This is a genomic window from Halorubrum sp. SD41 (assembly GCF_058630335.1).
Window position 1 is genome coordinate 67772 of the sequence record NZ_JBZVGZ010000009.1, and the last position, 23255, is coordinate 91026.

Consider the following 23255-nt stretch of genomic DNA (forward strand, 5'->3'; position numbering starts at 1 on the left):
ATGGTTGATCTAATCGACGTCGTACTGGAGGGGTTCAAAGAGGTCGTCGATTGGTTTGTCGGCCTCTTCATGGACGGTCTCCGCTCTGGCTACGAGACCCTCACTGAGGAAATGTTTGGAACACCGACACCAGACACCAACGGAGCGTTCGTCTTCGGTGAACCCCAAAATGCTCCCTGGCCTGCAATTCAGGATGCACTAGTCGGGGGTGAGATCATGTTGATCTCACTTCTCCTCCTCGTAATGTGCGTCCAAGGCCGACACACGGTTCGAATCTTCAATATCGGTAGTGCATACGAGGCCAGGCGCACCAAGAAAACCGCTTGGGTCGGTGCGTTCCTAATCATCACCTGGTACTGGGTGAGTATCCTCGGCCTCTACATCGTTGATGGGTTCACCGTCGCCCTGATGCCGAGTCTGAGTTCTTTGGGAGAGGCGATGCTAAACTTCCTCGAAGTCTCCCTTACGAACCCCGGACTTTCGCTCGTCTTCGCCCTGATCGGTGGTCTTTCGATGTGGGCCTTGGAGGCTCTCTACTACATTCGAGAGGTTCTACTCTACGTCTACGTGTACGGAATGCCGATTGCGTTCGCTCTTGCATATGGCAATATTCCGGTTCTCTCCGATATCGCGATGGGATTCAGCAAGCGATTCGTGCCATTAGCCGTCCTGCCTCTGCCGGCAGCGGTGGTTTTCAAAGGATACGATCTACTGTACTCGCAGAACGCTATCGCCCCGAGTAGCCCATTTTTACGCTACTTGGTCGCAGCGTCACTCCCCCTGATTGCGCTGTATCTGACTTGGAAGACGTTCAAGTACGCAACCCCACTGACAGCGAAGGTTCTGGGTGGCGCCACGAAGGGTGCGGCTCTCATCGGCGGCGTAGCTGCCGGGGCCTACGTTGGTGGGGCTGGCGTCGCGACGACCGCAGCCCGATGGGGGCCCAAGGCCGCCGCAGGGCACGCGGTCGCCCAGAAAGCAGCAGCTCGAGGGACGAACGGTGACGAAGACAACGGGACGCCGTCCTACCGGCGGACCGAGAACGACCCTGGAAGCTACTAACAACCCATGTCGATAGATCAAGACGCAGCCGCACGGCGCATCATGGACCAGTTCGGTGAGGAGAGTCGTATCCCCTACCTCAATATCGAGGAGGGCGACGTGGGCGTCCTGATCGCCTTCCCGATCGTCGGCCTGTTCATCGCTGGCCTCACGGGAATCGAATCGCTTGCGCTTCCGTTCGTCGCCGGCGGCTTCGGCTTCGGCGTCGCCATCGTCTACGTCTCTCCCGATCACCTGAATGCGTGGACGTGGACCAAGGACGTCTATCGGTACGTCAAGCGGCCGCAGATTACGTTCAGTGCTCCCGAAGACGCCGACGGGAGCACCAACGAAACAGAGCGCAACGAGGGCGGCCTGTCGAACTACACGCCCTTCAAGCCGGACGAGCGAACGCAGGACCTCACGAACATCGAGCGGGCGTGGACGGGCGCAGGAGCCATTCAGCGGGACGACGGGACGATGGAGGCGTTCATCGAGATCGACCCCGACAACATGGACTTCGCGATGTCCGACGACTGGGCCCAGCTCCAAGACGCTGGCGAGGACTTCGCCAACAAAGAGCTGGACTCGAAGCTCAAACTCCACGCGACGACCCGCTCGTTCCCGGTCAAACAGATTACGGAGAACATCGAAGACCGCCTCAACGACGAAGACGTCACGGAGAACCCGATCTTCAAGGAACTCCTCGAGGAGTACCGGGAGACCCGACCGAAGGAGATGCGGGAGCGCGGCATCCAGCAGGTGCGATACTACATCGGCGTCCAGGTCAGCCCGTTGGAGGTCTACGACCGCTTCCGCGACGAGGGCACGCCCGCCGAGAAGCTGACGCAGTTCCCCGTCATCGGCTTCCTGTTCAACCCGTTCGTCACCCGCCGCGAGGACCTCACCGACGTCGAGCGGCGCGCGCAGATGTTCGAGAAGCTCGACAGTCGGGTGAACGACGTGCGATCCGAGTTCATCCAGCAGGCGTCCGGATGGTCCGCACGGCGGCTCAGCACGGTCGAACTGTTCGTCCTGAATATGGACTTCTGGAACGGTCGCGAACACGACTACGACGAGGCAGAGCGTGTCGTTCGCGAACAACCGATCATCGGCCAATCGCGCCGGGAGGATGCGTTCGATGCGTAGCGCGATCCTTCAAGCGGGAGGCGGCGTGGGCAGTCAGCTCGTCAGGTGGCTCTCCAGTCCGACCTCTACGGAGGGCGCAGCGCTCTATCTCCTCATCGTTGGCCTGCTCGGTATCGGTGGGAAACTCCTCTGGGACTGGTACACCGAAGACGACACGGAAGAAGTCGAGTTCTCCGACGTACTCGACGAGGAGACACTCGAACAGGGCGAGGCCGAACGCCAGCTCCTCGACGACATCGCCGAGTCTCACAAGACGGTGACCGCGCCGGCTGCCGCCGAGTGGGAAACGCGAGCCGCACGAGTCGGCGAGCAGTGGACGACGACGCTGTACATCGCCGACTACCCGGACTACCCCAACGACGGCTACCTCAGCGATCTCTTCGAGATGACCGACGTGCAGTTCGACCTGACGGCCCACATCACGCCGAAAAACCAGGAGCGGGCCCGGAACGAACTGCAGGACATCGCTGACGACCTCCAGGTCGACGCTGACCTTGAACAGAGCGTCCGGAGTGCCTACCTCCAAGAGCGGGCCAACGAGGCTGCAGCGACCTACACAGCTGTCGAGAACGGCGCGAGCGTTTTCGACCAGGGGATGTTCATCACCGTTCGGGCCGACGAGAAGGACGACCTCAGAGACGCCGTCCAGAAGGTCAAGAGTGCGCTTCGTGACGATCCGGCGAACCTCACGCCGAAGACCGCAATCTGTCGGCAGGACCTCGCCCTTCAGTCTGCCGCGCCCATCGGCGACAACGAGTTCGGCCGAACGTCAATCGCGCTCGGCGGCGCCGTCGGCGCGCTGCTGTCCTCGCCGCACAACGCGACGATCCTCGAGGAGGGCGGCGTCGAGTTCGGGATTCACAAGGACAACCAGAGCCCTGTGGTCATCGACCCGTTCGCCCGAGACAACGGGTACGCGATGTTCACTGTCGGCGACACGGGCTCGGGGAAGTCGTTCAGTTCCAAGCAGAACTTCATCCGGTCCATCGAACAGAGCAAGGACCGTATCGGCATCATCCTCGAGCCGCTGAACAACTGGGCCGGTGTCTCGGAAGCCCTCGACGCCAAACGGATCACGGTCGGCGGGACGCTCGGTCTGAATCCGCTGGAAATCCGAGAGACGCCGGAGCACGTCCAGCGGGCGATGGGTGAGGACGCGAGCCCGTTCAACGAGAAGCTCGACGACGCGATGAGCTTCCTCACGAACTTCTTCGCCCTCCGCGGTATCTCGCTGGGCGACCGGCGGACGACGCTCGAACTCGGGCTCAAGCGCGCCTACAAGCGCCAGGACATTACGGACGACATCTCCACGCACAGCAACCCGAGCCCGACCATCCGCGACATGATGGACGTCTTCGAGGATATGGTCGACGACCCCGAGGAGTTCGTCGTGCGGTCCGACGAGGAAGCCGGGAAGATCAAGGAGGACGCAACGTGGCTGCTCGATCAGCTCCGCCCCTTCGAGGACGACGGTCGCCACGCGAATCTCGGGCAGGAATCCGATTTCGACATCCGGGACGAGAAGGTCATCTATCTCGATCTCGCCCAGCAGGAAGGGAGCGTCGACAGCAGCACGGCGCTGACGATGCAGCTCCTCATCTCGCTTGTGTACGAGCGAGCGAAGGTCTCGGACAAGGAGGTCGTGTTCTACATCGACGAGGCGCGCTACATTATGCAGGACGCCGCCAGTCTGGCGTTCCTAGAGACTGTCTTCCGGCACCACCGTCACCACGACCTCTCGATCCGGCTGGTCACCCAGACGGTCGACGAGTTCTTCGAGCACGCCGAATCCGAAGCGATCCTTGATCAGTGTGCCGTCAAGCAATTCCACCGCCTCGATGGGATGGACGAGGAGTGGGCCGACGAGTTCGGTCTGAACTACGCACAGATGCGGTTCGTCCAGGATGCGGTGCCCGGCAACGAGGACGCTGGCTTCTCCGAGGCACTGGTCGGCGTCGACGGCGAGTGGCGCGGCATTCAGGTCAAAGCGATGCCCAAGGAGAAACAGGTCATCGACTTCGACCCGACTGCCCAGGTCCGCTCCTCGCTCCCCGGCGCCGGCGACAGCGCAGTCGATAGTGAGATGGAGGAATTCCAAGCGGACCTAGAAGAGCAAGTAACGAACGGAACGAGCGAAACGAACACCACCAAGGATGAATCCGACGCCGTCGCAGCCGAGCCAGACGGCGGGTCAACGGAGGGAACCGACGATGGCTGACTACCTGCGCGTCACCCCGACCTCCGAGCAGCTCGATGCCGAAAGCATCCCCCGCGTCCTCGACAGCCTCCACAAACTGACTACGCCGGGGTCGTCAGGCCTCGGAGCAAAGCTGAACCCGCTCAACAGTGAGACACCACCTCGCTTTGAGTTTCTCGCGATCAGTGATGGGCCGGATGAGCCGGTGGAGTTCTTCTACGGCGCCGATGCTCACCTCGATACTGTCGAAAAGCGGCTCCGCTCGATCTACCCGTCCACGTTCGATATCGAACGCGTCGACATCGACGTCGCCGACCGTCTCATTCAGCCGGTCGAGTTGACACCAGAAGAGTTCGTCGACCACTACGAAGCCGGGCGGCTTCAGTACGAGTTTGGTCCAGGGGAGCAGTACGAGCACGTCGACGAAGGGCCGGCTGACGCCGACGCAGCCAATACGGACCCGGTCGTCGACGGCGGCACGGTATCCGCCACAATTCCCGACCATCACGTTGTCGTCGGCGACTCCGTTCTCGAACTTGCCTCCCCCGAGACACTCCCTGAGGATGAGCAGCAGCCATCGATCGAGAAGCCGACGATGACGCCGAGAGGTACGATCCTGGCACGGCCAGCCGAGGACGCCATCTCCCCGCTCGGTGTCCAGTGGTGTGGGTCCGTGTCTCGGAAGCAGGACTGGATGACGTCGCTGACGCCGTTCACAGCGGACGAGTCAGACGGGAATCTCTCCTCGGTCGACCAACCCGGTGCCGCGCTCGCGACGCTCATCGACCACCTGATGGAGGCGACAGCCCCGACCGCGTTCCAAGTCGTCTTCACACGACGCAGCAGCTGGCAGTCCGACGCGGAAGTACGGAAAGAGGACCTCGTCGACGGCCGAGACACGTTCTTCCAAGAGGTCGTCGGGTCGTTCCTCGAGGTCGAGGACCATCGGAGCGACCAGGACGAACGGCAGATCAGTGAGTCCGTCGAGAAACGGATCGAGTACATCGATGCGAAGAACGCCAGACGGTCGTTCACGGCGAACATCCGCGCCGTCGGCGTCCCTACTGATGGCACTCGCGACGACCTCGATGCTCGCATGGATTCGCTCCTCCCGGTGTTTGACCCACTCGACGGGCCGTTCTACGAGGTCGAGGGACAGCGGTTCCGAGAGAGTGGTTTTCGTGAGGAAACCAAGGAGAAGAACGCACGGGCCGCGCTCCAGCGTTTGCTCAACCGAGAGCTAACGACGGGCCGGGGGAAGACCCGGCCTGAGTTAGTTCTCTGTGGGACGGAACTCGCGAACTTCGTCCTCGTCCCCTCCTCCGAACAGTTGACCGTTGAGGGAACACGGGGGACTCGCGCCGAACAGCAGAGTCGCAATCCGCTCCCGTGGCCGAATCCCGACCTGATCCAGCAGTTCCAGGACGGAATGAAAATCGGGTATGCCCTCGACGATAACGGGGAGCCGCGACCGGATCCGATCCAAATCCCGCCGGACCTGTTGCCCACGCATTACGGGCGGTTCGCGTCGACTGGGGGTGGGAAGTCGAAGGCCATCATCAACGACGCCCTCTCCCTGCGCGAGTCAACTGGTGGGCCCGTCGTCATCGTCGATCCGAAGGGTGACGGGATGTGTGAGAACTACCTGCGCTGCCACTACGAGCGGTTCGGTGGCTTGGACGACGTCTACCACTTCCGCGTCCCGGAGACGATCCCCGCGTTCTCGTTCTTCGACATTCGGCCGGCGCTCGAAGCGGGCCGTAACCGGGAGGACGCGATTCAGGACAAGGTCGACCACTTCCACGACATCCTCCGGATGATCATGGGCCGCGAGCAGTACGGCCAGGCGTTCGTCGCGAACGAGATTCTCAGCTACCTCATCAAGGCGCTGTTCGACGAGGAGTACGGCAGCGACGTGTTTGGCCTGGACGACCTCTTCGCCGCCGCCCTCCGGATGCAACGCGACCAGACGATTCCGCCGGTCTCGGCGGACAACCAGAACATCGAGGAGTCGCTGACGCGCCACTTTGCGAAGGACAACCACCAGTTCCAGGTGTCGATGGACGCCGTCGGGAACCGACTCGACAAGCTCAAAGAGGACGCGCATCTCCGGCGCATCTTCAGTCACGTTCCCGAACAGAACGACGCCGGCGAGTACGTCGACAACCGCTTCGACTTCCGCGAATTCCTCGCTGAAGACGCGACCATCATCTTCGACCTCGGGGACCTCCGTCCGGAGGCCCAGCGGGCGATCACCTTGCTCCTGTTGAGTAACCTCTGGGACGCCGTCCAGGTGCGCCGACGCGACGGCCAGACCGACTACGAGAAGCTCACCAACCTCATCATCGAGGAGGCGGCGCCGGTCGCGTCGACGAAGCTCGTCTCCGAGCAACTACTGCCGCAGGGCCGGTCGTTCGGCCTGAGTATGGGGCTCGTGATGCAGTTCCCCGAGCAGGTGCGGAATCGGAACGAACGGGCCTACGACGAGGTGCTGAACAACATCAAGACGAAGCTCATCGGCAACATCTCGATTGAACGCGATCTCGCGGAGTCGCTCGCCCACGAGGACCTCAGTCCGACCGAACTTCGCAACCGAATCAACACGCTCCCGAGCGGTGAGTGGATCGCCCAGCTCCCGAGCCCCTCGTTCGGGGAAACTGGCCCACCGCCGTTCTCGCTGAAGCCGCTCCCCATCGCGCCGGGGCATCCAGAAAGCGACCAGCCGCTCACAGAGCCGCAGGAAGACCATTTCGAGTCCGTGTCCCGGCCACGGATGGTCGAACGGACACAGGCCCAGTACGGGCTGACAGCGACGACTGAAACGAGCCCTGCCCCGGAGGAGGCGGGCTGGGGAAGTTCAGGAGCCGACACGACGGGCTCATCGGTTGATGGAGAGACGGGGAGCGATCCGACCCAGTCCGCGTTCATCAGCCAAGCGACGACCGAGGACGGGTCGACGTCGACGACTCAACCCGAGACGGACAGCGAGTCAGGTGGAGACCACAGGGAGATCAGTTCGTTGTTCGGGGAACCCGCTGCTAGCGATGGTGACCCAGCTCCCGACCAAGCAGCGCAACCGGCGAACGGATCAACGCCCGTTCAGGACAGCGGTGTACCCGTTCCCGATGACGAGCTTCGAGAACGCGGGCTCAGTCGCGACGATGTCCGATTCCTGAGCCGAGTCCTCGACGTGATGAACAGAGAGGACGACGAGTACACGCTCTTGAAGAGTATGCGCCAGCTGCGGGACGACTACGAGGACCTCAATCTGGAGCGGCTCACGGAACAGGAGCTATTGGACGAGGGATCCGCCGCTGGGCGCAAGTACTACACCGTGCTTCCGGCCGGGCGTGACCTCCTCGGCAAGGAACTGAACGCCGGCCCCGGCGAGGGTGACCTCGGCGAAAAAACCCCGCACAAGGTCGGCGTCCGGCTCCTCGAGTCGTGGCTCCAGCAGCAGGACGACGTCGTTCGCGTCGAACCGTACTACGAATACGACGATGGAACGGTGCTGGATGTAGCCGGGTTCGACGATGAGGGCAATCTGGTCTGGGCAGGTGAAGCGGAGCTCGCGAGTAACAACAGACACGCCCCGGTCGAGGATTACGACAAGCTCAGCGCCGTGGACGGCGACGCAGTTTGGGCGTTCAACACTCGGGAGACAGCCATCGGCGTGCTCGACGCGTTGGCCGACGCCGACAGGATCGACGAGCCTGTCAGTGGGCGGTCGGCGCGGTCGTTCGCGAACATTAGAGACGCTGTCGAGGAACTCAGTGCTGACGGCCTGACCACCGTTCGAGGGTTCAAAAATCTCAAAGAGGAACTCGAGTCATGACGTGGCGACAGGCAACGCGTGAGGAGATCTATGCCTACTACGCTGAGGAATTTCCCCGCTATGTCGACGACCTGCCGGAGTTCATCACGGGGACCGGTCCGAAACAGTACGCTGTCGCCTTCCGCGAGGACCATCCGGTGCGCAACGATGAGGTGCCGGACAAGGACTTCATCCGGCGGGATACGTGGCAAACGAATCCATCAGGCGATCGGACGACGGCGGAGTTCAACAGCTTTGAGGACGTCGTTGAGTTCGTTCGCCATCCCGCACGGAACGACCCGCTGGGCCGAAGCGAATTCGCACTCGCTGATCCAGAAGTCTTGGAGCAACCGGATCCACGCCCCGATGCCGTCTACTACGCACTCGACCACTGGGAGCGGCCGTGGGTCCTCCTCGTCGACATCGATGCCAAGGAGATCGCTCGCGAACGAGCCGCGGATGCTGTCTCGGACAACATCGACGACCGGGACGACGAGGCACTCCTCGACGCCGCCGGCATCCTCGACGCCGAGCCAACCGGGTATCCGTACGCCTTCGAAGACGTCGACCAAGCCATCGAGTACGGGTTCGAGGTGCGCGACATCTTCGAGGACGATTTCGGTGCCGAGGAGACGATGGTGGTGTACAGCGGGCAGGGCGTCCACGTCTACCTGCTGGATACCGACCCGGCTCACCGGTACGACGAGCAGAGTCGCGAGGTGTTGAACGACCTCCTCCTCGAGACGTACGACATTCCCATCGATCCGGTCGTGACGGCCGACCGCCGGCGTGTTGCTCGCCTCCCCTACTCGCTCCACGCCGACGTCTGTAGCATCGTTCAACCAATCGAGAGCCCGGCGTTCGACGTTCGGTCGGCGACACCCGAGGTGATCGACGAATGAGTCCGAGTACGCCCACCGACGACGAAGACATGGCGTATCGAGTTGCGGCACTCCCGCTGGAGTACGGTGAGACCCGCATCAACCAGCTGTTTACGCGTGGCTACAACCGATACGTCGTCGACGGCGAGGACCAACCAGAGGACCTCGTGAACGACGTCGAGCGGTTCGGGACGGCGGCGTTCAAAGAGGAGGTTCGTGCCGATGCCGCCGAGGAGCCGTTCGTCGACGAACCGGGGACGCTCGCTGTCCTCGCGACGTTGAGTGCGATCTGTGTGAAAGAGCACCCGAAGTTCGAGCACGCGTCACCCCGGAACATCCAGGTGCTCTACGACATTCGAGAGCTGTACGTCAACAATCTCGCCTCCCTCATTCGGGCCCACGGCGATGGGTCACTCCAGCAGGACATCGCCGACGTGCTGTACAGCAAGGAGCCCGGTGAGGATGGCCCACATCCGGGTCGGGTCTGTACGGGCATCACAGAGATGCCGGAGTTAGGGGAGGGCCTGTACCTCGAAATCCCGATGGCGGCGGCGTCACGCAAATGCCTTGTTCGGGAGGACGATGCGGCGACGAGGAGTGACGACGGAGAGATACTGACGCGAGTGAAGGACAACAACCAGTACGTCCCAGTGGGTGATTTCGACAGCAAGTATCGGGACTACGCCGAGCGGGCGTTCAAGAAGCTCCTGCGGGTGCAAGAAGACGGGCTCTCCGACGACCAGCTGACGTGGCTGACCACGAACGAGTCGGCGATAACTGAGCGAATCGATCGCTTCCTCGAGACCGGCCATCACGAGCGTATCTGGCGGAACTGGGACCGTGGGGAACGGACGATCCGCGTCCTCCGACGGGCCCTGAGTGACTCGCCCGACGACGTCGCCCAGAAAGGGGAGTTCCACACGGCGAAAGAGCTCTATCGAGCGGTCGAGGCGTACGAGGCCGAGGATGAGTGGGAATCCTCTGTAACGGACTGGATATCGAGTCCGAGCAGTCTTGCGAAGACGCTGGCCGACCACGAGTCCCACTCGGCCGTCACCATCGACCGCGACGGGCGCGTCAATACGTACCGAATCGGACGAGCCGGAACCGGCGCCGAACAGATCGAAGTGCGAGAGATCGAGGACCTCTTTGAACTCCCCTGTATGGCGAATATGGAGGAGCGGCTACACGAGAAGAAGCCGGTGCGAAAGGACCTCTACAACTTCGCGCGGATGGTGATGTGGCTCCCGCAGTACCAAGACAGCAGCCTCGACGAGATCGTTGCGGACCTCAAGGACGTCTTCTCCCGGTGGCCGTGGTATGACGAACAGGAAACCGAGTATCAGGTCCGCTACGAGTTCTCGAACACCATCGACGGCGACACGCCGCTACCGATGAACTGCGATAACGACGATCTACAGCGGTACTGCATCGGCCAAGACCAGTGTCCCTACTCGATCTGGGGCAGTCTCCCGTTCCCGGATGAGATGTACGGGCAAGTTGACGAGGAATCAGCTGGGCCCACTGAGCAGTTCTGACTGGGTAGAATCCGTTGAACCCACTTGATTCGATATTATTGATGCAAAAAAGACAGTAGATTGATGCGGAAGGACTTCTACGCTAATAGATATCCCTCTAATATGTGCTCGATTCGTCCCTTTGTGTCGATAGTGTTCCTAAAGTGAGAATCAACCATATCCCCAGTTACAACGATCAGTTGTTCTTTTTCAATATACTTCTGCACATACTCGTCCCGTAGATGATCTGGGTAGTCTGAATCCACATCAAGCCGAGTCCTTCTCCTGTCGTCAGTCGTGAGGTCTCCATAGAATCTATCTCTGCTGAAGAAGGGCCGAATAACATCCGTGAATTCACCCTCCGCTAGTTCCAACTCGTTCGCTGTGACTGCTGAAAAATACGCTGCTACGATATAGGCTAGAGCTTCGGAAGTGAGGACGACCATTACGGTATCAGCATCGTAGTATTGCTGCATCGCGTTGTAGAACTCAATTTCCTGATGACCATCTACATCAAAGACAACGAAGGTGTGTGCTACGGTATGATCACGGAGAGAGGGCTGACGCTGAACACGCTCAATGTACCCCCTGTGTTTCCGTTCGATTAACTCCTTAGCAAAGTTGGCGTCCGTCCCGGACTTTGTATCAACTAAGGCCAAGATCGGGTCGTAACCCTTCGCCTCGTCCTCTGGCAGGCGGAAAATGTTGTCTGGAAGGGATTCACCTGAGTCATCTTCTCCACCCACACCTGGTAGAACAGTCGCGATGTGCGAGAAAGCGGCTGAACAAATCTCTTCTAACCGAGACCCATCAGCTACCGACAATTCTCCATTTTCGCGAAGTAACCGCATATACGCCAATTCAGTAGCAATGTAGAGGGGGTTTTTATCCCCTTTCTTCAGGAAGCTATCTGCCTCAATACCTCTTTGCTGTTCAATTTGATGAGTGAGATCACGGCTTCGTTTTGCGTTGATAACCGACTCCTTGATCGAATCAGGGCGTTCTAGATTCTCAAAGGGGACTGGACATACCAAAGGGCCGACTGCAAAGACTTCGGTTATCTCGAATATCTCCTTGACCGAAGAACGAGGAGTAAAAAGAAGCGTTACTTGTTCCCGGCGAATGGCCTGGTCAAAAACCTCCTTAATCGTCTTCTCATAACGGTTCTCTGTATGGATTAGGCAGATATCGATGTCTTCTGCTGTGTGCCCGATGAGATATCTTGGGAGTGTACTTCGAGAGTCGAACTCTAAAAACTCCCATCCAAATGATTCACAAATACAGCTGAAGACAGTTTCATAACTAAGTTCATACCGTATCCGTTCTTCACGGGGCGTCCGCTCTATATGCTCCCGTCGCTTCTTACACTTGGTAACAAAGACACCATCACTGTCTTCTGGCCGTCCGATAATTTTGATCGGTCCATCGCATTTCGGACACTGATTTGGATCAGATAAAACCTCTCTGACGAACTCAGTGTTTCCAAGCGGAGTAGGAACCTCCTCCTGCTTTAATCGGAACCCCTTCTTGAGGAACTGATTTACTCCCTCTATTTGTCCTTCATTCATCCCTGATTGTATCGAAGAAGAGTCGGAGAGTCTCTAAGTTCTCTGTGCTCATTTTCCCGTAGAGTGGCGACCACGTATCCCCCTGGATCCTCACTTTCTCGTCCTCAATCTCAACTACCACTTGTACGTTTTCGTCATCAGCTTCCTTTAGATACGCTTCTAGACCATCATCCATACTGTCAACAGAATTTAAGAAACCTGAGAAATTATCCGAGACAAGACGGAAGTCGTCTGTCTGGGTATTTTGATCGTCCGAGATAACGAAGCCGGCTAGACGAACCGTTTCAAGACGCTCCTCTGTCTCTGCAACTTGGTCCTCATCCAAATCCTCATCCTCTCTAAGTTGCTCGACCAATTCCTCTCTTCGGGCACTAAGACTTTCCTCAACCGTTTCAACTGCGTCTTCATCGTTTTCGGCAGCTTCCTTCGCTACCGAACGGATTTCACCAGCGACTTCAGATTCTCTTCTCTCCAAGCGGTCGAAGACATCTGTAATTGAGAACGTTCCTTGAAAGAACTCCTCCAAACGAGTCTTCCAACCATCAAGCGGATCTTTTGAGAACACAACCTCAACCCCTTCGGGGATTTCCCGCAGCTCCAATTGGATGGTTTTGAGTGGGTACGACGGCTTATACTCGACTTCTGGGTCACTCGGCGGACTTTCAGTTCCGTCTTCTCTGAAGCTGAAGCTGACGTATGGTTTTCGACCGTATTCAGAGAATAACTTGATTTGAACTCCTGATTCCTTTGGGTGGACTCGAGCACCCAAGGCATGCCGATGATGATTGTTCGTTTCGGAAAGATGACTCTGGACATCCTCCTCTACATCTTCCAAGTCAATATCCTCCTCTAGAATATAGACCTCCTGGCTCTTTTCCGCAAAGATACTGGAGTAAGCGATTAGAGTAGAAAAGCCCGCAGCATCAATTTCACCGGAGTACTTCAATTCGTACAAGGTAAGAACCAGATCAAGGGTCCCCTCAATTTCTTCGACTGTGTCCCTCTCTAGTCCATAGTGCTCGTGCAGGTGATCTTTAGCCCGGTTCAAACTAAGTCGTTCACTCCGCATTCGCTCCAGATCAATCAAAAACTCTTCAGTCTCCTCTCGGTATTCTCCAGCCAACCATTCAGCCATTCGATCCTTCGTTTCACCCTCTATGGAGTCTCCAGTGAATATCTCGAGAAGCCGCCTCAGTCTCTCGTTTTTGAATTTCTGGGCCTTCAGCTCCTCTTTCATTTCTTGGTTCAGTTTGTAACCAAACTCCTCCGAAGACATAGCAGTTGATTGTGATATGTATTAACACCACTTCAATGTGCGGTAAAAAGGACATCGTGAATCATGATATTTCTAATAAAGAGTATAAATCGATGTCCACACCGATATATCACTCTACGTGAATCATAGTCATCAGTCTTGTTGGCGCCTGTGGATTAAAGCGAAGGTAGTCAGAAGAAGATTCGTCGAGCAATTTTCAGCGGCTAACGCGCCAGGCTTCGTGGTAATAGGGCGATTTCATAACCTAAAGGCAGGCAGGAGAGCATTTCAAGTCTCCTTGTTTAATTGTGGAACTCACCGGATATGAGTCGAGTACGGCCGAAATCAGCCTCATTACCCCTTCGTCGAGCAATTTTTGAGATCACAATCCTGTTCACGAACTCGTCGAGGTACTTTCTACACTCTCAAATCGGCCCGACGGGGTTATTCTTCGATTTGAGGGCGTCATAGTATCTTGCATATCGCGGTTTTCGTCCAAAGAAAGAGGCGATATGCAGTGTGCGAAGGCCGCCGGCTCTCTCAGGCCGAGGGGCCGTCACAGAGGTAGCGGAACTACGGACATGTCAGGTCTAGCTCATAGATTGAACGGGTGCGTTTCGGTGGTGTCTGTTACCCCCGCGAGGGGTGGCGGGGCGCATCACCTGCCCCCGATAGACGATGGCTTCGGAACGACGCAGCGAAACACGAGCAGCGCATCAGGCAGGAACTACCCCCGGCGATGAGGCACCGTGGGCAGACCTCGAGATGACGGTTCCGACCGACCGAGATCACGCGTCGGTTGTCGCGCTCGTGGAGTGTGCTCTCGTCGAGCTCACGCACGAGGCCGTGGGCGCCGTCTTAATCTCCCGGCAGGTCGGGCGGTCGACGCGGACGCAGTACGTTGCCCGCGACGATGTCGGCGAGCAGTTCCAGAAACGGCGCTTCGACGACCGGCTGGGTTGGCAGGAGACCACCATTCCTCGACGAACCGTTCGCGACGAGCTCATCACCCAGCTCACGCGGTCGCCCTCGACGCCGGTGGAGCAGTCAGGTGAGAGAGCAGCCACCGAACCAGACACCTTCGTCGTGAAGCCAGTTCGAGAGCTTCAAACGCCGTAGCGGTTAGGCTTAACCAACATCTTCGGCCGATATCGACACGATGTTGGTTAACGCAGGGGTTGGGTCCACTCCCTCGCCCCCACCCACCGCCCGACTCCTCGAGTGCGTGTATCCTAGCGACCGGTGGGCCCGAACGGCCGTCGCGACGGGTTTTATCGGGCCACTGTTCGTCGAGAGCGAGTATGGTCGTCGTCGAGGAGGTCACAAAACTGAGCGAGCGCCGTACCCAAACCTCGTCCGAGGCGTTTCCGGATGATTCGTTGGCTTCGATTCGGTCGGCCGTCGAGGCCGTCCCAGCAAGCGTCTTCGACGGCTCGACGAAACACACGGAGGTCGGCGGGTTCGATGCTGCAATCGCCGACGGCCTCTCGCAGTACGAGTACGAAGGGGATGCCGCCGGGGGCTACAACCCGAACTGCAAGCTCTGGTCGCATCAAGGGTTTAACTACAGCGTCGACCTCTACGACGCCGACGACCGCATCGCCATCGAGGTCGAGAAGAGCGAGCGGAAGAACGTCAGCGACGACCTCCTCAAGTTCCAGAAGGGGTACCGCACCCAGAAGGACGGCCGGCCGAAGATCGAGTTCGGCTGTCTGGTGGTGCCGGTGAACTATCTCGGCCGGCATAACCTGTACCAGCACAGCCTGACCAAGCTCGACTTCATGAAGGGCGTCTTGTTCATCGACGACGTCGCCGTCATCGGCTATCGCGACCCGCGACCGGACTGACGCTGTCACTCCCGACTGTTTGTCGGCGCCGGGAGGCGTGCAGCGCACAATAGTGTGCGCTGCGTGAATCACCATGCCTGGTCCCGATCCGCACGACGACACGAGTCGCGACTACGAACGGTTTGAGAAGGAACAGCTCGCCCAGGACCGCGACGCCGCCGGCGTCGACACGGCGGACGTCGACGACACGACGGCCCAACGCCTGGTCAGCGACCTCGTCGACGCGGACGTCGTCACTCCGGTTCCCGAGGACCAAGTTCTGGTTCACGAGCCGAGCGGCACCGCGTTCGACTCATCGACGCAGCTGGCCGTCTTCCACCGTGGCTGAACGGCTGGCCGCGACGCCGACACGGAGGGCGAGTGATGCAGCAGACCCTCGTCGGCTGTGCGTTTTGCGACGCCCCGCCCGGTACCGAGACTGGCGAGGCGCATACTTGGGGGCAGGACGAACGGGTCACCCACCCGATCTGCGTCGACTGCGCGATTCAGACGGAGCCGAATCCCGACGAGCGCGATCACGTTGCCTGTGACGGTTGTGGACTGGTCGTCGACACGCTCGCGGCGCTCACGCGATTCCGGGTCGAACTCGGCCATCTGGAAGGCCCGTTACAGTTGTGCGCCCGCTGTAGCCCGGGCGGCCTCGCGACGTACTGGACGCGCGACCTCGAAGAGCATCTCGTCGCGACGCCGGCAGAGTGACCCAAACACTCTTTACTGTTTCGCTGTAAACTGTAATCAAGAACGACCCGTGTCACGCACCTCAAATCGCGCCGACGGCGACATCGTCCAGGACTTCCTCTCGGTCGCGGATCTCCTCGAAGAGCCACAGCTGGCTCAGCTGTACGCGTACCTCGCTCGGGAGGGCGAGGCGACCGTCCAAGACGTAATGGACGACCTCGAGCTCGCCCAGGGGACCGCCTACAGCTACGTGAACCGGCTCGTCGACGCCGGCGTCGTCGACGTCACCGACGACGAGCAGCCACGCCGGTACGCCGCCCGGGAGATCGACCTGACCGTGACGACGGCCGCCGGTGACCGCGAGTACACGATCACGCCGGCGCTCATCGACGCCGTCGGCCGCCGCGAGACGGACGCCGACATCGACACCTACATCGACCGCCACGGCGTCGCCGGCCTCGCGACCGCGCTCACCTACGCGGTCGCCCGCGAGCGCGGCGAGGTGACCCACCGGCTGATGGCGGAGGATCTGGACATCTCGCCGTTGGCTGCGGAGATGATCCTCCAGGCGCTCCGGCCCGTCGTCCACGAGCACTACGACATCGAGGAGGCGGGGGCAGGACTCGACGAGTTGAACATCGACGACGGCGACGCAGCTGACGACGCGTGAGCCGGCTCCACATCGCCGACACCGGCCTGTTCGTCGCGATGGGGCAGCCGTCGAACAGTCGGTACCAGGCCGTTCGGCGGTTCGCTCGCCGGAACGACGTCACCTTCGTACTCCCCGAACGAGTGTACGAGGAGCTGACCGTCGACGACCCCAACGTGGAGGAGGTGCCGATTGACGCCGCGATTGACGAGGGCTGGGCGACAGTCACGCCGTCGCTCGAGTTTTCAGAGCCCATCGTCTCACGGGCGATGGACGGTGTCCAGCGGTTCATCGCGAACGCCGACGACCGACCCGCCGACGAGGTCGAGCGGGCCGACGCCGCCCTCGCCGCCTTAGCTGCCCAGCACCTCAGTGTGGGGACGACGACCGAGGTCTATATCTACACGACCGATGTCGCGGCCGGCGAGGGAGCCGAAACCGTGCTCGCGAGCGAGGGCTACGGTGACTCGGTGACGTTCGTGAACGGGTTCCGGTTTATCGAGGACCTGGTCGACGGCGACAGCTGACGCTATTCGGGGTCGAGGCCACGAGCGTCGAGGTCGCCGGCGAGATACTGCTCTCCCGTTCGCGTGATGTCGTAGACGCCGTTGCCGAGGTGGACGAGAAGGCCGTATTTGACCAGCGTCTTGCAGCGTGCATTGATGTGTTGACGGGAGAATCGGACCCGATCGCTGTCCGCCATCTCCTTCGGGGTGTCGGGGCCGGCTTCAGAGAGATGCTCTAGAATGCGGTCATCGGCGCGAGACATCCAGTCGGCGTCAAAGCGCATAATCGCTTGTGGTTGCGCCGACGCTATCCCGAACGCGCTAAGTCAAGTATCAAAGCGCTGCGCTTCTGTGGTTGACTCCTAACGTTTTAAACGCCTGCCACCCTAACCCCCGAGCGTTCAGATGCATTCCCCTCCATCGGACAGTTCGGGCGGACCGAATGACCTTCTCGTCGAGATAATTGAGACGCTGGAGACGTGTGGACTCGAGGACGATTCCTACCAGCTCCACGATTACGTCGACCCCGATGCGCTCGAACAGGTGATCGCCTCCGCCGATGAGAACATCACCGTTCAGTTCACTGTCGAGGGGATCCCACTCGATGTATCACCGGACGGTGTGGACGTCATCGTCGAGGACGAATCGCAGTCCGTCGGCGAATAACGACGTGCGGGTCCGAGATAGGGATCGTTCCTGAAAGCCCTCGGCCGCTCGACGTCCCGCGACCGCCGCTGCGCGCCTCGTCCCCGCGGTGCTTGCGGGGTCGGGGGATGGCCGAGACGGCCTCGCCCTTTCTGAGTCCGCCAGGAGTGTCGATGGCCCACCCAGCGACGTGATCGGCTGGGCAGGTGTCTACGTGACGGCCCGCCCCGCTCGCCGCTGCCGCCCTCCGCGTCGCTCGCGACCGACCATTCCGGGCGTGCGGGCGCTCTCCGCACCGCCCGCGCCCGTTCCGGGCTAAAGTGAATCTGGTCTCGACGCCAGCGGGTAAGCGCGAGGGGTTGCGCGGCGTGGCTGCTCACCCCCCACGCTTACTCCGCTGGCCGCTCGCTCCGGGCGGGTCGGCGCGCGGTGCTGGTTGGGTGGCCTCCCTATGGCGCGCTCTCGCTCGCGCCCGGTAGGGCGCTCGCGAAGGCGCGAGCGAGAGCGCGCAGATGGTTCTGTCGGTCGTTATCGTCGGAAAACCGCGATGTAGGAGCATCGCGGAGTCGGCGCGTGAGCGCCTTCGGAATCTGGTGTGATTCCAATGTCTAGTAACAACGCTAGCGGAAAGGTCGTTTCGGTCGATGAACAGGCATTCGAAAAAGCGGGCGGTCAGGCGGTCGATGAAGACGGCTTCCCGGTCGTCGACGAGACGCCGGAGTTCGAGGCCGCGGTCGAGCAGGAGACGCAGGCGAAGGTGGATGCGAACCACCCGGACGGGATCGCGGACACGAGCGAGGACCGGATTCACGGTGTCACCCTCGAACAGGAGGAGCGTATTCGGGCGCGGGAAGCCGAACTGGAGCGCATCAGTGCCCAGGCCGAGCTGGGAACGCAGGAGGGCCGGGAGCAGCGCACGCAAGAAGTCGTCAGCGAGCTGTGTGGCCGTGACGAGCCGGCGTCGGTGGAGCGCACGGATCCCCGGGAGAAGCTGACGCAAGACGAACTCGCGGAGGTCAACGAGCAGGCGATGCGGATCAGCGACGAAGTGAAAGGCGGCTGGTCGAGAGCAGTCGTCGCGAAGCAGTTGGCCGAGAAGGTGCAGCGCGGGCGGGACGTCCCGAAGGCGGTGCTGGAGACGCTCGAGGAACTGAAGGCGGCGCCGGGGGCAATCGTGCCCATCGCGGACGTGCCGGACGTCCCGGTCGGTGAGGTGACGGTCGAAGGCACAGTGAGCGAACTCTGGGATCCTAGTTCCCCAGCAATCGCCCAAGTCGGACTCATCGAAGACGAAAGCGGGCAGACGAAATTCACGATTTGGGAGAAGAGCGGAAAGACGGTGGTTCGAGAAGGGCAGACAGTCCGGTTCAGAGCGGTCAAGAAAAATTGGTACCAAGGACGGTGCAGTCTCGCCATCACGGGCTGGAGCAGGATCGAGTTCCCGGAGCGCGGCCGGTGGTGGGAAGAGTAGCCAGCTGACGCAGTCTTCTTTTTTGTGGTCGCCGGACCGGCCCTGACCCCGCCGCCCCACCCTCCGCTCCGTGCTCGCTCCCTACGGTCGCTGCGCGCGCAGCCACAACCGTGGGTTGAATCGGTCCTACTGTGCGAAATTAGGTCTGTAAGGTGGTGTGTTTGCGGAAGGAGTTGTGATTAGACGTGTTATTGACCCTAGTGTTTTATTACTTTGGGGAGAGTACGACAGTTTGAATAGAAGGGGCACTGTACGAAATACATGGTTAATTCCGATAAGCAGCATCGATTCGAAGAAGCATTTGCACGCGGGCAACAGGGCGATATCAGCAACTACGAGGCCTGGCTACAAGACCAGAATATTCGCCCCGACCGTGTGACAGAAGAGTTCGTGTCACGGCATTTCCGGGAGCAACCGGAACACGCGCCCAACCACGACGCTCAGCTTGAGGAGATCGCTGAGTTCCTCGGGTTTTTCTCTCGACGAGAGGGACCTCATCATATCCCCATTGTCGGAGTAACCGGTATCGGGAAAACCCAACTTCTTGCGACAATCCAGCATATGCTGGACCAGTTAGAAACCGGATTACCGTCCCGAGAGTATTCCGCGGCCCAATTCAAGGAGGATACTGAGGAGGGCAAGCCATATTGGGACGGTGTTCTTGCTGAACTCAGCGACTTGGAGAAAGCAATCATCCTATTAGATGATTGTGAGGAAGATAAGCGGATTGAGCATTCGCTGGGAACGATTAGTAGCCGCGTTGCAGATGTGTTCGTCGTCACGACATGGACGCCTGAACGATGGAATATGGTGAAAGACAAGATCAACGACACGCTCACGGTCTCACAGGTGGTGGAGCTTTCACCGCTGGATGAACCGACCACGGTCGCGGCATTGGATGCGACGATGCAGGCGTTCAGTACAGCCCCAATCGAAGTATCCACAGACCTGTACCAACGTATCTACGAGTACAGTTCTGGTATTCCAGGCCTGTTCCACCGACTTCTCCGGAAAACACTAAAAGAGACCTTTCTCAACGACCTGGAACTTGGTGACGTTGGTGCAGTTGATACAGCGGCACAGACGCTCCACCTAGACGGCGCAGCGGAACGTATCTACGAGTTATCGGAAAAACAGGTGCTAATCCTCAAACATGTGCTGTTGGCCCGACATCCGCAGGGACGTCGACCTTCGGAATTGGTCGAACTCCTAGATCGAGACAAGTCCACAATCTCGTACCATCTCCAGAATCTCTTCGATGACTCGTTGTTAGAGAAAGAGAAGTCTGGTCGGTCCGTATTTTACCGGGTGGCTGCCCCGGTGAAACCCTTAGTGCAGCGCCGCATTGCACAGGAGGGCGAATTCCATGCCTAGTTACAAATTGATACCAACACCCCACGACGACCTCGATACGGACGACGTCGAGGATCGAGTTGCACAGCTCTCAGCCCGAGAATCAAACGCGGACTTGGGCCGGGGAACACTTCCGGAGACGTTAGACAGCGTAGCGACTGACGTCTTCTGGTTCGAGTACGCGATTGAACGGGAGTTTAAGTACGAAACACTGGGAGGTGAACACGAAACGAAGATTCTAGAGAAACACCCCGTTGTGTTCCTAGGCGGTGACTTCGTTGCCATCGGTAACTGTAACAAGGAAGTCGAAAGCGAACTCCAGGAGTTCCTTGAAACCAATTTCGTCCCCGGCTACTCCCTCGAAACCCTCAGCTTCGAAGAAAGCACGCTCCAGCAGATCATCGAACAGGCGCCGGACATTGTCAAAGCAGACCTCAACCCGACGCAGACCTCAGAGCCAGAGCAAATCTCAGGTCGAGACCGGCGCAGCCTGAAAGCCACGGACTTCTGGGACCGGTACGAAGGCGAACCCGTCTCCAAAGTCAAGGTCAAGCTGCCGAACGAAGGGACTGAAATCACGGTCGGGTTCGATAAACGCGGCATCGTCATCTTGTATGAACAATCGCTGACCATGCGGGAACAGGTGGAGGCGTTACAGTACGTTGCAGACAACGTCCTCTCCCGGTTCATCGACCCGCATTACCAGACTACGCTCCTCGGAGAGTGATCTAACCAATGACACAACACCAGATCCCCACTGAAAACCACCAGGGATTCAACATCGTATCGACAGACGAAGCACCAACTGGGCCTGTCTTACTCATCGAACGACAGGAAGCCCACGATCGCTTCCACAATGACCACCCCCGCCAGTTGACGGTACTCCTTCGGATAACCGCTGTAAAAACATTAGTCAACAAGGGAGAAACAGCTGAGTCCTATTTCGGAGAGCGTATCACCGTCATTACGACCACGACGATCAACGACCGCCTGCTCTCCGACCTCGGGTGGGACGACGAACTCGCGTTGATCAAGCAATTCCAACCGGACTTTCACATCCCGTGCGACTACCCCGTTTACAAGGAAAACGACCCGCTGATTCGGCGAAAGCACGTGCTCAAATGCCTCAAAGGAACGATCTGGATGGCCAGCAATCTCTACGGCGCTAAAACCCGAGTCATCCCCCTGTTGAAAGGTGAGACGCCGCATGAACGCCGGCTCTGCTACCAGGTCTTCCAGTATCTCGGGGCCCGGTATTGTGTGTTCTACGGTACGCAGTACTTTACGGCGAACATTGGATTCTACCAACTCCAAGAGGATCTGCGAACTGTCGTTTCTGAAGCACCCAATCTCCAAGTGATGCTCATCGGTCTGCAAGCCACGCATCGACTGGAACAGCTTCCCCCACAGATCGTGGCCGCTGCAGGCCAACGCTGGATTGACGAAGTCCAGCTCCGTGACATCCCCTACAAACAATCGCAGGAACGCTACACACAGATGGAGGCCAACATCAACGGTGCACTCGGGCAGGGACAGATGCCGATCATGGCCTGGTCGCGCAGTGAGGAGGTGACGGCCTGATGGGTGGCGGCTACAACTCCACCGGCGGAACGTACTCCCACAGCGACCGTGAGGCTGAGGATAGTGGTGGGGCCGGACAGGTCCTGATGGATGCTATCTCGGACGACGACGTGGTGGAGGAGCAGAAGCCGAAGAAGGATGAGATTGAGGAGAGTTACGAGGACCACGCCGAGAAGACCGAGATTACTGATCGGCAGGCTAAGACGATTTCCGATCGGCGGGACGTCATCGTCGATATCCTCAGCGAGGACATGGAGATTGAGGACAGCCAACTTATCGGTTCCTACACACGTGGCACGATGACGGGCCCGCTCAAGAAGGACTCCGACGCGGACGTGATGATCGTCCTCTCGGCAGAAGAGCACCGGCAGTGGACGGAGCAGAAGAATGGGCCGCAGAACTGTTTGCGGTCGATTAAGCGGCGTATTCAGAACGATCCCCGGTTCTCGCAGACGGAGGTCACGGTTGACCAAAATGTGGTGAAGGTGAAATATCACGATTCGACCATTGAGGTTGCACCTGCCTTCCGGTACGGTGAGGTACCACACGCAAATCACCCAAGCGGTGGTATCTCTGGCCTATTTACCGATGCGAGTGACGGGTATGCGATTCCCGACACGCATGGTAGGCAGTCGTGGCAGGGCACGAATCCGCGTAAGTATAAGCAGATGTTCGAGGCGAGGGATAAAGAACACAACGGGAAGGTGTCGGCCTTGACGCGGACAATGAAGAAGTGGTCGGAGAACAACGACTCGGGTGTCCGGTCGTACCACATGGAGACGATGGTCTACAACTACTTCGAGGAGAAGGCCCGGCGGGGCGAGAAGGTCCCTGATTCCCACGAGGAAGTGACCCGTGACTTTGTCCGTACGCTTCCCCGTCGGATGAAGAAGGGTGGTGCGAAGGAGCCTGTGTACGATGAGAAGGTTAGTAGTGGTATGGGTTGGCGTGAACGTCGTCAGGCCGCGAAGAAGGCGAAGCGGGCGAGAAAGAAGCTTGAGGAGGCGAAGCGGCTGAAAGATGAGGGGCGTACTGAGGATGCTAAGGAGAAGCTGAAAGAGGTCCACGGGGAGAGCTTCAAATGAGGTATTTGGCGGGATAGA

Annotated in this window: 21 protein-coding genes; 18 read left to right on the forward strand and 3 right to left on the reverse strand. The window is 59.4% G+C overall.

Annotation, left to right across the window (positions count from 1 at the left end; translation table 11 throughout):
* From AC4NMM_RS05685 to AC4NMM_RS05710, 6 genes are read left to right on the forward strand one after another with little or no spacing between them, the layout of a single operon-like run.
* Positions 1–1062: a TrbL/VirB6 family protein gene (locus AC4NMM_RS05685; RefSeq protein ID WP_008458701.1), complete on the forward strand. Its 1062-nt coding sequence runs from the start codon at positions 1–3 to the stop codon at positions 1060–1062.
* A gap of 6 nt (positions 1063–1068) precedes the next feature.
* The gene (locus AC4NMM_RS05690) at positions 1069–2190 is read left to right on the forward strand and encodes a TraC-like domain-containing protein (protein WP_491923775.1); all 1122 of its coding nucleotides are present in this window, start codon (positions 1069–1071) and stop codon (positions 2188–2190) included.
* Positions 2183–4408 (forward strand): VirB4 family type IV secretion system protein, encoded by a 2226-nt coding sequence (locus AC4NMM_RS05695; protein ID WP_491923776.1) that lies wholly within the window; start codon positions 2183–2185, stop codon positions 4406–4408. The genes AC4NMM_RS05690 and AC4NMM_RS05695 overlap by 8 nt, the downstream gene beginning before the upstream one ends.
* Positions 4401–8222 carry an ATP-binding protein gene (locus tag AC4NMM_RS05700; RefSeq protein WP_491923777.1) on the forward strand — a complete coding sequence of 1274 codons (3822 nt, stop codon included), beginning with the start codon at positions 4401–4403 and terminating at the stop codon, positions 8220–8222. The genes AC4NMM_RS05695 and AC4NMM_RS05700 overlap by 8 nt, the downstream gene beginning before the upstream one ends.
* Positions 8219–9103, forward strand: coding sequence for a bifunctional DNA primase/polymerase (locus AC4NMM_RS05705; RefSeq protein ID WP_204749970.1), 885 nt, complete (start codon positions 8219–8221; stop codon positions 9101–9103). Before AC4NMM_RS05700 ends, AC4NMM_RS05705 begins: the two co-directional genes overlap by 4 nt.
* Entirely contained in the window at positions 9100–10620 is a 1521-nt protein-coding gene (locus AC4NMM_RS05710) for a primase-associated protein (RefSeq protein ID WP_491923778.1), read from the forward strand. The genes AC4NMM_RS05705 and AC4NMM_RS05710 overlap by 4 nt, the downstream gene beginning before the upstream one ends.
* A gap of 77 nt (positions 10621–10697) precedes the next feature.
* On the opposite strand, the gene AC4NMM_RS05715 is transcribed toward AC4NMM_RS05710, so the two are convergent.
* Complete coding sequence (locus AC4NMM_RS05715) at positions 10698–12167, reverse strand: hypothetical protein (protein WP_204749968.1); 1470 nt, start codon at positions 12165–12167, stop codon at positions 10698–10700.
* On the reverse strand, positions 12160–13443 hold the full coding sequence (locus AC4NMM_RS05720; RefSeq protein ID WP_204749967.1) for a hypothetical protein: 1284 nt from the start codon (positions 13441–13443) through the stop codon (positions 12160–12162). Before AC4NMM_RS05720 ends, AC4NMM_RS05715 begins: the two co-directional genes overlap by 8 nt.
* Before the next feature lie 657 nt (positions 13444–14100).
* Between AC4NMM_RS05720 and AC4NMM_RS05725 the strand changes: the two genes are divergently transcribed.
* The 6 genes from AC4NMM_RS05725 to AC4NMM_RS05750 all read left to right on the forward strand — a co-directional run bounded on the left by AC4NMM_RS05725 (position 14101) and on the right by AC4NMM_RS05750 (position 17123).
* Positions 14101–14541, forward strand: a complete 441-nt coding sequence (locus AC4NMM_RS05725; RefSeq protein WP_204749966.1) for a DUF8030 family protein — start codon at positions 14101–14103, stop codon at positions 14539–14541.
* Positions 14542–14723: 182 nt separating this feature from the next.
* Positions 14724–15269: a hypothetical protein gene (locus AC4NMM_RS05730; RefSeq protein ID WP_204749965.1), complete on the forward strand. Its 546-nt coding sequence runs from the start codon at positions 14724–14726 to the stop codon at positions 15267–15269.
* Positions 15270–15342: 73 nt separating this feature from the next.
* The gene (locus tag AC4NMM_RS05735) at positions 15343–15597 is read left to right on the forward strand and encodes a DUF8069 family protein (RefSeq protein ID WP_491923779.1); all 255 of its coding nucleotides are present in this window, start codon (positions 15343–15345) and stop codon (positions 15595–15597) included.
* 35 nt (positions 15598–15632) lie between these two features.
* On the forward strand, positions 15633–15968 hold the full coding sequence (locus AC4NMM_RS05740; RefSeq protein ID WP_204749963.1) for a DUF7558 family protein: 336 nt from the start codon (positions 15633–15635) through the stop codon (positions 15966–15968).
* Positions 15969–16017: 49 nt separating this feature from the next.
* Positions 16018–16617, forward strand: a complete 600-nt coding sequence (locus AC4NMM_RS05745) for a DUF7437 domain-containing protein (protein ID WP_491923780.1) — start codon at positions 16018–16020, stop codon at positions 16615–16617.
* The gene (locus AC4NMM_RS05750) at positions 16614–17123 is read left to right on the forward strand and encodes a PIN domain-containing protein (protein ID WP_491923781.1); all 510 of its coding nucleotides are present in this window, start codon (positions 16614–16616) and stop codon (positions 17121–17123) included. Before AC4NMM_RS05745 ends, AC4NMM_RS05750 begins: the two co-directional genes overlap by 4 nt.
* A 2-nt stretch (positions 17124–17125) precedes the next feature.
* Here AC4NMM_RS05750 and AC4NMM_RS05755 read toward each other — a convergent pair whose 3' ends face one another.
* Positions 17126–17386 (reverse strand): MarR family transcriptional regulator, encoded by a 261-nt coding sequence (locus AC4NMM_RS05755; protein WP_004048617.1) that lies wholly within the window; start codon positions 17384–17386, stop codon positions 17126–17128.
* Between the two features lie 121 nt (positions 17387–17507).
* On the opposite strand from AC4NMM_RS05755, the gene AC4NMM_RS05760 reads away from it, so the two are divergent.
* The 6 genes from AC4NMM_RS05760 (at position 17508) to AC4NMM_RS05785 (ending at position 23237) form a co-directional block, all read left to right on the forward strand.
* Positions 17508–17768, forward strand: coding sequence for a HalOD1 output domain-containing protein (locus AC4NMM_RS05760; RefSeq protein WP_017342075.1), 261 nt, complete (start codon positions 17508–17510; stop codon positions 17766–17768).
* A 583-nt stretch (positions 17769–18351) separates the two neighbouring features.
* Positions 18352–19218, forward strand: coding sequence for a DNA-binding protein (locus tag AC4NMM_RS05765; protein ID WP_491923782.1), 867 nt, complete (start codon positions 18352–18354; stop codon positions 19216–19218).
* Between the two features lie 261 nt (positions 19219–19479).
* Positions 19480–20592 carry a winged helix DNA-binding protein gene (locus tag AC4NMM_RS05770; RefSeq protein WP_491923783.1) on the forward strand — a complete coding sequence of 371 codons (1113 nt, stop codon included), beginning with the start codon at positions 19480–19482 and terminating at the stop codon, positions 20590–20592.
* On the forward strand, positions 20585–21298 hold the full coding sequence (locus AC4NMM_RS05775; RefSeq protein WP_491923784.1) for a hypothetical protein: 714 nt from the start codon (positions 20585–20587) through the stop codon (positions 21296–21298). The genes AC4NMM_RS05770 and AC4NMM_RS05775 overlap by 8 nt, the downstream gene beginning before the upstream one ends.
* Positions 21299–21306: 8 nt before the next feature.
* Positions 21307–22152, forward strand: a complete 846-nt coding sequence (locus tag AC4NMM_RS05780; protein WP_491923785.1) for a hypothetical protein — start codon at positions 21307–21309, stop codon at positions 22150–22152.
* Positions 22152–23237: a CBASS oligonucleotide cyclase gene (locus tag AC4NMM_RS05785; RefSeq protein WP_491923786.1), complete on the forward strand. Its 1086-nt coding sequence runs from the start codon at positions 22152–22154 to the stop codon at positions 23235–23237. Before AC4NMM_RS05780 ends, AC4NMM_RS05785 begins: the two co-directional genes overlap by 1 nt.
* Positions 23238–23255: the final 18 nt, after the last annotated feature.

Excerpts from the sequence above, each read along its gene's own strand:
- AC4NMM_RS05685 (WP_008458701.1), top strand. The coding sequence starts at position 1 with ATGGTTGATCTAATCGACGTCGTACTGGAGGGGTTCAAAGAGGTCGTC.
- AC4NMM_RS05690 (WP_491923775.1), top strand. The coding sequence starts at position 1,069 with ATGTCGATAGATCAAGACGCAGCCGCACGGCGCATCATGGACCAGTTC.
- AC4NMM_RS05695 (WP_491923776.1), top strand. The coding sequence starts at position 2,183 with ATGCGTAGCGCGATCCTTCAAGCGGGAGGCGGCGTGGGCAGTCAGCTC.
- AC4NMM_RS05700 (WP_491923777.1), top strand. The coding sequence starts at position 4,401 with ATGGCTGACTACCTGCGCGTCACCCCGACCTCCGAGCAGCTCGATGCC.
- AC4NMM_RS05705 (WP_204749970.1), top strand. The coding sequence starts at position 8,219 with ATGACGTGGCGACAGGCAACGCGTGAGGAGATCTATGCCTACTACGCT.
- AC4NMM_RS05710 (WP_491923778.1), top strand. The coding sequence starts at position 9,100 with ATGAGTCCGAGTACGCCCACCGACGACGAAGACATGGCGTATCGAGTT.
- AC4NMM_RS05715 (WP_204749968.1), bottom strand. The coding sequence starts at position 12,167 with ATGAATGAAGGACAAATAGAGGGAGTAAATCAGTTCCTCAAGAAGGGG.
- AC4NMM_RS05720 (WP_204749967.1), bottom strand. The coding sequence starts at position 13,443 with ATGTCTTCGGAGGAGTTTGGTTACAAACTGAACCAAGAAATGAAAGAG.
- AC4NMM_RS05725 (WP_204749966.1), top strand. The coding sequence starts at position 14,101 with ATGGCTTCGGAACGACGCAGCGAAACACGAGCAGCGCATCAGGCAGGA.
- AC4NMM_RS05730 (WP_204749965.1), top strand. The coding sequence starts at position 14,724 with ATGGTCGTCGTCGAGGAGGTCACAAAACTGAGCGAGCGCCGTACCCAA.
- AC4NMM_RS05735 (WP_491923779.1), top strand. The coding sequence starts at position 15,343 with ATGCCTGGTCCCGATCCGCACGACGACACGAGTCGCGACTACGAACGG.
- AC4NMM_RS05740 (WP_204749963.1), top strand. The coding sequence starts at position 15,633 with ATGCAGCAGACCCTCGTCGGCTGTGCGTTTTGCGACGCCCCGCCCGGT.
- AC4NMM_RS05755 (WP_004048617.1), bottom strand. The coding sequence starts at position 17,386 with ATGCGCTTTGACGCCGACTGGATGTCTCGCGCCGATGACCGCATTCTA.
- AC4NMM_RS05760 (WP_017342075.1), top strand. The coding sequence starts at position 17,508 with ATGCATTCCCCTCCATCGGACAGTTCGGGCGGACCGAATGACCTTCTC.
- AC4NMM_RS05765 (WP_491923782.1), top strand. The coding sequence starts at position 18,352 with ATGTCTAGTAACAACGCTAGCGGAAAGGTCGTTTCGGTCGATGAACAG.
- AC4NMM_RS05770 (WP_491923783.1), top strand. The coding sequence starts at position 19,480 with ATGGTTAATTCCGATAAGCAGCATCGATTCGAAGAAGCATTTGCACGC.
- AC4NMM_RS05775 (WP_491923784.1), top strand. The coding sequence starts at position 20,585 with ATGCCTAGTTACAAATTGATACCAACACCCCACGACGACCTCGATACG.
- AC4NMM_RS05780 (WP_491923785.1), top strand. The coding sequence starts at position 21,307 with ATGACACAACACCAGATCCCCACTGAAAACCACCAGGGATTCAACATC.
- AC4NMM_RS05785 (WP_491923786.1), top strand. The coding sequence starts at position 22,152 with ATGGGTGGCGGCTACAACTCCACCGGCGGAACGTACTCCCACAGCGAC.